The sequence below is a fragment of the Streptacidiphilus carbonis genome, from assembly GCF_000787775.1.
Taxonomy (GTDB): domain Bacteria; phylum Actinomycetota; class Actinomycetes; order Streptomycetales; family Streptomycetaceae; genus Streptacidiphilus; species Streptacidiphilus carbonis.
Genome location: NZ_BBPM01000112.1, coordinates 1 through 9,546, shown reverse-complemented (window position 1 = coordinate 9,546; position 9,546 = coordinate 1). Strand labels below are relative to the sequence as shown.

Genomic DNA, 9,546 nt, shown 5'->3' with positions numbered 1-9,546 from the left:
AGGGCATCGCCTCCGGTGAGCCCACCGTCTCCGTCAGCGAGTAGTCGGCCGACAGCGGAACACGCGGCGGCGGAGTGGAGAACGGTGCGCGGCGGATACCCGCTCTCCCGCTCTCCTCTCCGGACGTCGTGACGGGATAGGGTGCCTCCGTGCTGAGCAGTTCGGTGATGACGACACGGGTCCTGGAACCCGCTGACCTCCCGGCTGCCCTGGAAGTGCTGGAACGCGACCCGATCGCCAACGCCTTCGTCGCCGCCCGGGTCGCCATCGCCGGGCTCGACGCCTGGCGGCTCGGCGGTGAGATGTGGGGCTGGTACGAGGGCGGCCGTCTGCAGGCGCTCTGCTATGCGGGCGCCAACCTGGTGCCGCTGAGCGCAGGGCCGGAGGCCGTCGCCGCCTTCGCCGAGCGGGCCCGGCGCCAGGGGCGCAGATGCTCCTCCATCGTGGGTCCCGCCGAGGCCACGGCGCAGCTGTGGTCGCTGCTGGAGCCCGCCTGGGGACCGGCCCGCGAGGTGCGCCCCAACCAGCCGCTGATGGCCACCTGGGAGCCGTCCGCCGAGATCGCCCCCGATCCGCGGGTACGCCGGGTTCGCCGGGACGAGATGGATCTGCTCATCCCCGCCTGCGTCGCCATGTTCACCGAGGAGGTCGGCGTCTCCCCGCTCGCCGGGGACGGTGGGCTGCTCTACCGGGCCCGGATCGCCGAACTGGTGAGCACCGGGCGTGCCTTTGCCCGCTTCGAGGCCGGCAAGGTCGTCTTCAAGGCCGAGATCGGCGCGGCCACCCCGCAGGCCTGCCAGATCCAGGGCGTCTGGGTGGCCCCCGGGCACCGCGGCCGCGGCCATTCCGAGAGCGGGATGGCGGCCGTGGTCGAACATGCGCTCCGTGAGGTGGCCCCGGTGGTGAGCCTCTACGTCAATGACTTCAACACCGTCGCCAGGGCTGCTTACCGACGCGTGGGATTCTCCGAAGTAGGCACGTTCATGAGCGTGTTGTTCTGATTGGTGGCTGCTGCTGAGCGCCTGAGTGGCAGCTGTGGCAGGAGTTCGCGGAACAGCCTCGCACGGTTGCGCGCCGTGCATACACTCGCGCCGTCATCACCTTGAGTGACATCCCTTCCCCCAGGACGGGTGCGAGCCCTCCCGGTGTCACCCCTTCCAAGGTGCCCTCTGACGGAGGACTGCGCGTGCACCTGAAAGACGCAGCACCAACCGGTTCGAACCAGCCCCATCGACGCCCGAAGCGCGGCCGCACCAGGCGCGCCACGCTGATCGGCGTGCTGGCCGGAGTCCTCGGCCTGGTCACCCTGCTCGGCAGCGCCTTCGGCGCCACCGGCGGTACCCCCGCCGCCGCTCCGCCCGCGAACCCGAACACCAACTGCACCCTCACCGTCCCGGCCGATCCGCTGAGCGCCAAGGGCCTGGCGACCCCGTACCAGCTCGCCGCGACCGATCCGGCCCAGGGACCCTGCCACGAGGCCGACACCGGCCAGTCGGCCTTCGTCCAGGCCACCGTGGTGGACCCGGCCACCGGGGCGCTCTCCGTCTACGACCCCCTGGTCGTCGACCGGGGCAGCAGGGCCGCGGTGGCGCCGGTGGTCCCCAAGCTCCCGGCGCATGCCGTGGTCGGCATCTGGTTCGGCTTCAACGCCGACACCCTGACGCTGCGCAGCAGCCAGGGCAGCCTCCGGGCCGGGAACTGCGTCAACGGCCTGAACGGTTCGCTGTTCACGCAGTTCGCCTACTGCAACGCGCCCGCCTTCTTCCGGGCGGCGAACGCCGCCCAGCGCTCCGGGAGACTCAAGGTCCCCCCGCTCGGTACCGGCAAGGACGGCAAGCCGTGCATGAGCACGCGTGACTTCGGCCTGATCGACCAGGACCAGAGCGACAACGTCACCACGGACTACCTGGCCACCGCCGCCGGCACGATGGCTCAGAAGACCGCGGCCGACGTCGCCGCGCTGCCCGGAGCCCTCTCGCTCGCCAACGGCAGCGACAACCTGCTGCTGACCGCGTTCGTCGACCCGGCCCTCGGCTGCACCCCGTACACGGCTCCGGACCTGGCCGACCCCGGGCACAGCGCGACCTCGCTGGGGCTGGACGAGATCCAGGCCGCGGCCTTCCAAAGGGCGCCGATCGCCCTGGTCCCGGTGAACGACCCGATGGTCCGGGTGAACGGGAAGACCAGCCGGGCCAAGGCCGACCTCTACCGTGCGGGCGTCGACATGGCCGCGCTGAACCGCAGGGACACCGGCGACCCGCGGGCCTACTGCACCGGCCTGGCGACCACCGGCCTGCAGCGGATCAACTCCGACCGGGCCTTCTTCACCGGAGTGGCGTCGCCCGAAGCGGGCCAGAACCTCTTCGACTTCCTGACGGCACGGCTGGCCGCCTCGCTCACCAACCTCAACTGCCCGCAAGCGGCGTCCCCGTCGGCCTCCGCTTCGGCTTCGGCATCCGCTTCCGCTTCGGCCTCCAAGGCGGTCTCCGCGTCGGCGGCCCCGTCCACGAGTTCCTCAGCCGCCCCCTCGGCCTCGGTGCCGTCCGCGTCCTCCGCGTCCGCGTCCGCCCCGGCCTCCGCCTCCGTCTCCGCTTCGACTTCCGCCTCCGCCTCCGTCTCCGCTTCGACTTCCGCCTCCGCCTCCTCGTCCCCGCCGGCAGTCGCTGACGGGAACGGCCCGGCGACGGCCTCGGTGTCCCCGGCGTCCGGATCGGTCCAGGCGATCGGTCTGCCGGTCTCCACCTCCTCGCCCGGCATCGTCCAGGTGCACGACGCGGTTCCTTCCGCGGTGCCGGCCACGGTCGGTTCCGCGACCTCCGCTCCCAGCACCGCCGTTCGGATGACCACAGGGCCTTCGGCCACCACACCGACGTCCACAGTCACCCTGCCCACCACCGTCGTGCCCACCACGGCGCCCGCCACCACGGTGAGTGCCGGCCGAAGCGCCGCCGCACCCCTCATGGGCGGCACCGCGGCCAAGCCCTCCGGCAGCGCGGTGGGCGGCATGCTCGCGGACACGGGAGCGTCCCGGTCCACCCTCCCCTACCTGGGCCTGGCCGTCTCGCTGGTGCTGCTCGGCATCTCCGCCTTCCTGTTGGTCGGACGACGCCACCCCGGCGTTCGGTGACACCCGGCCGGCCACGGGCGCGGGAGACTGTCCCGCCCCGTGGCCGACCGGGTACCGTGCGAGGCGATGAACGACGTCATGATCGAGCCGATCGACCTAGCAGGGCGGGCCGCCGAGGCCCTGGCGGTGCAGGCGGCCGCCTTCGGCCTGGGCCGTGAGGAGATCGCGGTCCGGCTGCAGATCGTCGGCAGGCACGCCCTGGTCCCGGGCGTACGGGCATTCGGAGCCGTGGAGCGGAGCAGTCCGCAGGACCTCGGCCGACTGGTCGGATTCGGCTACGGGATGCCCAATGACCGCACCCACTGGTGGAGTTCGGTCATCGAGCCGCATCTGGAGGCGAACGGCCTGGGACACTGGCTGGACCGGTCCTTCTCGGTGACCGAACTGCATGTGCACCCCGACTACCAGGGCCTCGGGCTCGGGCGCGGCCTGATCACCACCCTCTGCGCCGGGACCGGGCTGCCCCGCACCATCCTGTCGGCCATCGACCGGGAGACCCCGGCCCGGGCGCTCTACCGCTCGCTCGGCTACCGGGACCTGGCCCGGCAGGTGATGTTCCCCAACACGGCCGTCCCCTACGCGGTGATGGGCGCGCCGCTGCCGTTCCCGCCCCGTCGCTGACAGTCGGTCAGCGCTGGGCCGGGATCACCGCGGCGAGCCGGAACCCCTTCTCCGTCGGCTCCGCGGTGAGCAGGCCGCCGCCCGCTGTGATCCGCTCCTTGAGGCCCCGCAGCCCGTTGCCGTCGGAACCGGAGTCGGAACCGCACTCGCTGGGCGCCGCCCCGCCGCCCTCGTCGGTGATGCTCAGCCGGACCGGATCGGATCCCCGTTCGAGCTCGATGGTGCAGCGCTTGGCCCTGCTGTGCCGCACCACATTGGTGACGCCCTCGCGCACCACCCAGGCCAGCAGCAGGTCCGTCCGGGCCGGCAGCGGCGGCCCGGACTCGTGCAGCACCGGTTCGATCCCGCCGGCACTGAGCAGCGAGCGGGCCCGCTCCAGCTCCTCGGACAGCCCGGTCTCCCGGTAGCCGCTGACGGCCTCTCTGATCTCGGCCAGGGCCTTGCGGCTGACCTCCTCGATGTCCGCGGCCTGGGCCAGCGCCGCGTTCAGATCGGTCGGCGCCAGCCGCCGGACCACCTCCGCCTTGAGGGCGATCACGGACATGCTGTGGCCCAGCAGGTCGTGCAGGTCCCGGCTGAACCGCAGCCGCTCCTCGGCCACCGCGGCACGGGCCAACTCCTCCCGGGTCTCCCGGAGCTGGCCCACCGCGGAGAGCAGTTTCAGGGTGACGAAGGTGATCGCGCCGGGCAGGAAGCTGCTCCAGGCGGCGTCGAAGACCTGGCCGCCCTGCCCGCTCCGCATGTAGGCGGTGAGGGCGGCCAGAGCCGGGATGCCGAAGAACACCAGCGGGCCGCCCCGGTCCGGCACCACCACCGCGCCGGCGATGGCCAGCAGCGAGTACAGCACCAGGCCGTGCGGCAGCGATCCGGCCAGCGCGCCGGTCACCGGAACCAGCAGCAGCGCCAGCACCGTCGGCAGCCTGCCGTTCTGGAACCGCGGCTGGAACGCGGTCAGGAGCGTTCCGCAGTAGAGCAGAACGAACACCCCGAGTCCGCACAGGGCGGCCATGGGACGCGGATAGCTCCCGCCGATCACCGAGCTCGCCGGGCTCAGCACCAGCAGTACCCAGGGCAGCAGGGTGTACGGGTTGAAGCCGTTGAGCTTCTCGATGTCCTCGTCGGTGATCCGCTTGCGGTGGGCGCGGCCGGCCACGGGCGGGGTCCTCTCGGCGGTCGGGGTACAGGTGCCGGGTCCGGTGGCACGGGTACGCGGGGGAGCGGGCTAGAGCATCGCGGCGAACTCGAGGAAGAGCGCGGCGCTTCGGGGGTCGTCGACCGCCAGGCTCCACAGGCCGGCTTCGACGGTCCGGAACAGCGTCCAGCCGCGCAGCCGTTCCCGGTCGACCTCGACCGCGTCGGACAGCCGCTGGAGTCTTCGCCGCGCGGCGGCCTGCGGCCCCGGCACCCCGGCGAGGGTCTCCAGCCGGTCCTGAGCCAACCAGGCCAGGTCGTAGGCGCGTTCGCCCACCAGCGGCTTGGGGTCGATGGCCAGCCAGGGTGAGCGTTCCGCGGCGAGGACGTTGCCGTGGTGGAAGTCCCCGTGCAGCAGGTACTCCTCGCTGCCGCTGCCGGTCAGCTCGGCGGCGGTCTTCAGCGCCTCGTCCACCAGTGGTTGCAGATCGGCCGCGGAGGCCAGTCCGTGCCGACCGCGCAGGGTCGTGCACAACTCGCCGACGTAGTCGGCGACCGAGGTGAAGACATGCGCCTCCGGCGGCGCCACCCACAGCCGCTGCAGCGTGCCCGCGGCCTCCAGCATCGCCTTGCTCTCGGCCAGCGACCGCAGCGGCACCTCGCCGTGCAGCCTCTCCAGCAGCATCGCCTCGCCGCCGGGGGCCGCCTCCAGCAGCCGCACCGCGCCCCGTCCGTCCCAGTGGGCCAGCGCGGCGTGCTCCTGCGCGCTCTCCGGTGTGGGCAGGCCCAGCTTGAGCACCGCGGGAGTGCCGTCGGCCCTGTGCACGTAGACCACCAGGCTGATCTGCCCGCCTGGTTCAAACACCCGTTCAAGCGTCAGATCCCAGCGGTCCAGGTACTCCCGGGTCAGCCGGGGCAGCGATTCCAGCCAGCGGACCCCCGACTCACCCTCCCAGGCGGCGACGGTCTCCTGGAGTCGCACCGGAATGCTGATCTGCTGCTCCGTCGCTGCCATACCGGCCTTTCGATCGTTCGCCCCGTCGTGGTGCACACGCACCATTGTCAGTCATGCGTGAGGCCGGGAAAGGCACTGCCGGAGCCGCGCCAGGCCAGGGTGGACAGCGCGGCCTGGCGCAGCTCCGCGGCCATGGTCGCGCGCAGCGCCCCCGAGGTCGCCTGGACGGCGTTGGCGTAGACGGCGCAGATCCGCTCCTCGACCAGTGCGGCGAGCCTCACCGCTGAGGCGGCGTCGGTTACGGGGGAGGGGAGCCGGTACGCGGGAGCGGCGCCGACCGGGGTCGCGCCGGTGGCGCTGATCCGCTGCTGCAGCGCCCCGCGCCGGTCCCGGTGGGCCTGGTAGGACGCGGTGGCCCGGTCCCTGCCGCTGCCGCCGAGCTGGGCGCCGACGACCCCGTAGGCGTAGACGGCGGCGTCCTCGGCGGCGAGCGCGGCCTGTAGCGCGGCCAGTGCCGCGGCGGGCAGGGCGGTCCGGGTCAGCGGCGCGGCGGCGGGTCCTGCGGGTACCGAGTGGCGCAGCAGCATCGAGTGCTGGGCGCCGCAGGCGGCGGCGGAGGCCAGCTGCCGCGCCAGCGCCGGGGAGGCCGCGGCGAGATCCTTCAACCGGGCCTGGGCGGTGGCCTGTTCGGCGGCGTCCAGGGCGGCGACCGCCATGCTGCGGCTGGCCGGAGCCGTGGCCGAGGGCGACGGGGTGCCCGAGGCGGGATCAGAACCGGAGGCTGAGGCCGGCGCAGACGCCGGAGCCGAGGCCGAAGGGGGGGCGACAGCACCGAAGGCCGTCTCCTGCACGGCCAGCTGCGCCCGCAGCGGGTTCAGCCGACCCGCCGCAGCCGGGAACGCCGCCATCACCGCGTCGTAGCGCGCGGCCAGTGCCCGGGTCGCCGCCAGTGCCCTGGCGCGCACCGGCACGTCGGGATCGGGAGCTTCGACGGTGCGGGCGGCGCGGCTGTCGGCCGACATGCTCGCGGCGCCGCTCCCGCAGGCGACGAGCAGGCCGGCGATTCCGGTCCCGAGCCCCGCGCTGAGCAGGGAACGGCGCCGGATTCCGGGGGCTGAGGTGGTCACGAGCAGGGACGCTACCGTGTGATCGGCTTCGGCGGGCCGCGGCCCCGCAAAGTCGCGGAATCGGCGCTTCGGGTCAGAAGCAGATAAGCTGTGGGCTGTTCTTTGCTCCGTTCGTCGGAGCGTGACCTACAGACAACAGCAGACGCGGCCGAGGAGTCACCCGGATGAGCACCACCCTGAACGACCGGCTGCAGGTTCTGCTGGAACCGCTCGCCTCCGAGGCGGGCGTTGATCTGGAAGAGGTCACCCTTACCAAGGTCGGCGGGCGCCGCGTCCTGGACGTGGTACTGGACGCCGACGGCGGCGTGGACCTGGACACCGTGGCCGAGCTGAGCCGGGCCTTCGGCGTGGCGCTGGACGGACCCGAGGGAACCGCGGTGCTGGGCGACGGCGAGTACCGCCTGGAGGTCGGCTCCCCGGGCACCGACCGGCTGCTCACCCTCCCGCGCCACTGGCGCCGCGCGCGCACCCGTCTGGTGAAGGCGCAGCTCACCGCCGGCGCCGAGGTCACCGGCCGGATCACGGAGTCCGACGAGGACGGCGTGCTGCTGGAGATCGCCCCGGTCAAGGGCAGGGGCAGGGCCACCGAGCGGCGACTGGCCTACACGGAGATCGCCAAGGCCCGGGTGCAGATCGAGTTCAACCGCAAGGGCCTCGACGACGACGCTGACCTCGACACGGACGTGGACGCGGACCTGGACGCGGACCTCGGCGAGGACGACGCCGAAGAGGCGTAGCACCACCCCACCACCCACTGGACAGAAGAAGAGGAGGCGTAGCCGTGGATATCGATATGAGTGCCCTGCGCAGGTTGGTGCAGGAGCGGGAGATCAAGTTCGACCTGCTGGTCCAGGCGATCGAGTCGGCCCTCCTCATTGCGTACCACCGCACTGAGGGCTCGCGGCAGAAGGCCCGGGTCGAGCTCGACCGCGAGACCGGCCATGTGACGGTCTGGGCCAAGGAGGACGCGGACGAGGTCGCCGAGGGGGGCACCCCCCGCGAGTTCGACGACACCCCGAGCGGCTTCGGCCGGATCGCGGCCAGCACCGCCAAGCAGGTGATCCTGCAGCGCCTCCGCGACGCGGAGGAGGAGCTGACCTTCGGCGAGTACGCCGGCCGCGAGGGCGACATCGTCACCGGCGTGGTGCAGCAGGGGAAGGACCCCAAGAACGTCCTGGTGGACATCGGCAAGATCGAGGCGATCCTGCCGGCCCAGGAGCAGGTCCCGGGCGAGGAGTACAAGCACGGGCTGCGGCTGAAGTGCTACGTCGTCGCGGTCCGCCGCGGTGTGCGGGGCCCCTCGGTGACGCTGTCGCGCACCCACCCCAACCTGGTCCGGGCGCTGTTCGCGCTGGAGGTCCCGGAGATCGCGGACGGTTCGGTGGAGATCGCCGCCATCGCCCGCGAGGCCGGGTTCCGCAGCAAGATCGCGGTGTGGACCGGCAAGTCGGGGCTGAACGCCAAGGGCGCCTGTATCGGCCCGATGGGCGGCCGGGTCCGCGCGGTCATGGCCGAACTGCACGGCGAGAAGATCGACATCGTGGACTGGTCGGACGATCCGGCCGAGATGGTCGCCAATGCCCTGTCCCCCGCACGGGTGACCCGCGTGGAGATCGTCGACTACGACGCCCGCTCCGCCCGGGTGACCGTTCCCGACTACCAGCTGTCGCTGGCGATCGGCAAGGAGGGCCAGAACGCCCGCCTGGCCGCGCGTCTCACCGGCTGGCGCATCGACATCCGCCCGGACGTCGAGAGCGACGGCTCCGCCGGTTCGGACGAGGGCCGCGACCGCTGAGCCGCCTCCGGCGCGAGTGCGCAGTAAGTGGTTCGGAGTGAAGACCATCAGAGGGGTAGACTTGGACGTGTCTGGTCGGACGCGTGACCTCTCATGCCCGGAACGCACTTGCGTCGGGTGTAGGGAACGGGCCGCCAAACATGACCTGCTGCGTGTGACGGCGGTCGAGGGCGTCTGCGTCCCCGATCCCCGAGGCACGCTGCCCGGTCGGGGCGCACACCTGCACCCCAGGCCGGGGTGCCTCGACCTGGCGCTGCGCCGCCGGGCGTTCCCGAGGGCGTTCCGCCTGCCGGGGCCGCTCGACACCGCGGCAGTCCAGCGGTACGTAGAGGCACTGCCGAGGGTCGCAGAAATGTCAGAGCACTGAGCTGCCGCACCCATGTGCGGGGGCCGAGCACCAGGTACCTCGCGAGTTCGAAAGTAGGTCGAGATTGCGATGAGCACTCGATGAGTACGCGATGAGTACGAGCATGAAGTAGCGACGGTCCGGCGGAACACCCGGACCTACAAAGGAGCGAAGTGGCTAAGGTCCGGGTTTACGAACTCGCCAAGGATTTGGGCGTTGAGAGCAAGGTCGTCATGGCCAAGCTCCAAGAGCTCGGTGAGTTCGTACGTTCGGCGTCCTCGACGATCGAGGCGCCTGTCGTACGAAAGTTGGAAGTTGCCTTCGGTGGGGCCAGTGCCCCGTCGAAGCCCGCGTCGTCGAGCAAGCCGACGCCCCCCAAGCCCGCGGCGGCCTCGCCCGCCTCGGCACCCCGTCCGGGCGCCCCGCGCCCTGCGGCGCCGCGCC

At 72.2% G+C, this 9,546-nt stretch carries 10 protein-coding genes; 7 read left to right on the top strand and 3 right to left on the bottom strand.

Annotated features, from left to right (window positions below):
- Positions 1-167: 167 nt before the first annotated feature.
- From TR46_RS37080 to TR46_RS37070, 3 genes are all read left to right on the top strand, one after another.
- Positions 168-1,001: a GNAT family N-acetyltransferase gene (locus tag TR46_RS37080; protein WP_174505191.1), complete on the top strand. Its 834-nt coding sequence runs from the start codon at positions 168-170 to the stop codon at positions 999-1,001.
- 185 nt (positions 1,002-1,186) lie between these two features.
- Positions 1,187-3,127 carry a hypothetical protein gene (locus TR46_RS43525; RefSeq protein ID WP_236655700.1) on the top strand — a complete coding sequence of 647 codons (1,941 nt, stop codon included), beginning with the start codon at positions 1,187-1,189 and terminating at the stop codon, positions 3,125-3,127.
- A gap of 66 nt (positions 3,128-3,193) precedes the next feature.
- Positions 3,194-3,748, top strand: a complete 555-nt coding sequence (locus TR46_RS37070; RefSeq protein WP_042411466.1) for a GNAT family N-acetyltransferase — start codon at positions 3,194-3,196, stop codon at positions 3,746-3,748.
- A gap of 7 nt (positions 3,749-3,755) precedes the next feature.
- Here TR46_RS37070 and TR46_RS37065 read toward each other — a convergent pair whose 3' ends face one another.
- The 3 genes from TR46_RS37065 to TR46_RS44940 all read right to left on the bottom strand — a co-directional run bounded on the left by TR46_RS37065 (position 3,756) and on the right by TR46_RS44940 (position 6,961).
- Entirely contained in the window at positions 3,756-4,901 is a 1,146-nt protein-coding gene (locus tag TR46_RS37065; protein ID WP_052433457.1) for a sensor histidine kinase, read from the bottom strand.
- A 69-nt stretch (positions 4,902-4,970) separates the two neighbouring features.
- Positions 4,971-5,894, bottom strand: coding sequence for an aminoglycoside phosphotransferase family protein (locus TR46_RS37060; RefSeq protein ID WP_042411460.1), 924 nt, complete (start codon positions 5,892-5,894; stop codon positions 4,971-4,973).
- 47 nt (positions 5,895-5,941) lie between these two features.
- Positions 5,942-6,961: a ferritin-like domain-containing protein gene (locus TR46_RS44940; protein WP_236655699.1), complete on the bottom strand. Its 1,020-nt coding sequence runs from the start codon at positions 6,959-6,961 to the stop codon at positions 5,942-5,944.
- Between the two features lie 164 nt (positions 6,962-7,125).
- Here TR46_RS44940 and rimP point away from each other — a divergent pair, with 164 nt between their 5' ends.
- The 4 genes from rimP to TR46_RS40500 form a co-directional block, all read left to right on the top strand.
- Complete coding sequence (gene rimP / locus TR46_RS37050) at positions 7,126-7,698, top strand: ribosome maturation factor RimP (protein WP_042411452.1); 573 nt, start codon at positions 7,126-7,128, stop codon at positions 7,696-7,698.
- Between the two features lie 44 nt (positions 7,699-7,742).
- On the top strand, positions 7,743-8,756 hold the full coding sequence (gene nusA / locus TR46_RS37045) for a transcription termination factor NusA (protein ID WP_042411450.1): 1,014 nt from the start codon (positions 7,743-7,745) through the stop codon (positions 8,754-8,756).
- 67 nt (positions 8,757-8,823) lie between these two features.
- Entirely contained in the window at positions 8,824-9,123 is a 300-nt protein-coding gene (locus TR46_RS40505; protein WP_084715462.1) for a YlxR family protein, read from the top strand.
- Positions 9,124-9,275: 152 nt separating this feature from the next.
- A partial coding sequence (locus TR46_RS40500; protein ID WP_152626927.1) for a translation initiation factor IF-2 N-terminal domain-containing protein occupies positions 9,276-9,546 on the top strand: 271 nt, incomplete at its 3' end.

Excerpts from the sequence above, each read along its gene's own strand:
- TR46_RS37080 (WP_174505191.1), top strand. The coding sequence starts at position 168 with ATGACGACACGGGTCCTGGAACCCGCTGACCTCCCGGCTGCCCTGGAA.
- TR46_RS37070 (WP_042411466.1), top strand. The coding sequence starts at position 3,194 with ATGAACGACGTCATGATCGAGCCGATCGACCTAGCAGGGCGGGCCGCC.
- TR46_RS37060 (WP_042411460.1), bottom strand. The coding sequence starts at position 5,894 with ATGGCAGCGACGGAGCAGCAGATCAGCATTCCGGTGCGACTCCAGGAG.
- rimP (WP_042411452.1), top strand. The coding sequence starts at position 7,126 with ATGAGCACCACCCTGAACGACCGGCTGCAGGTTCTGCTGGAACCGCTC.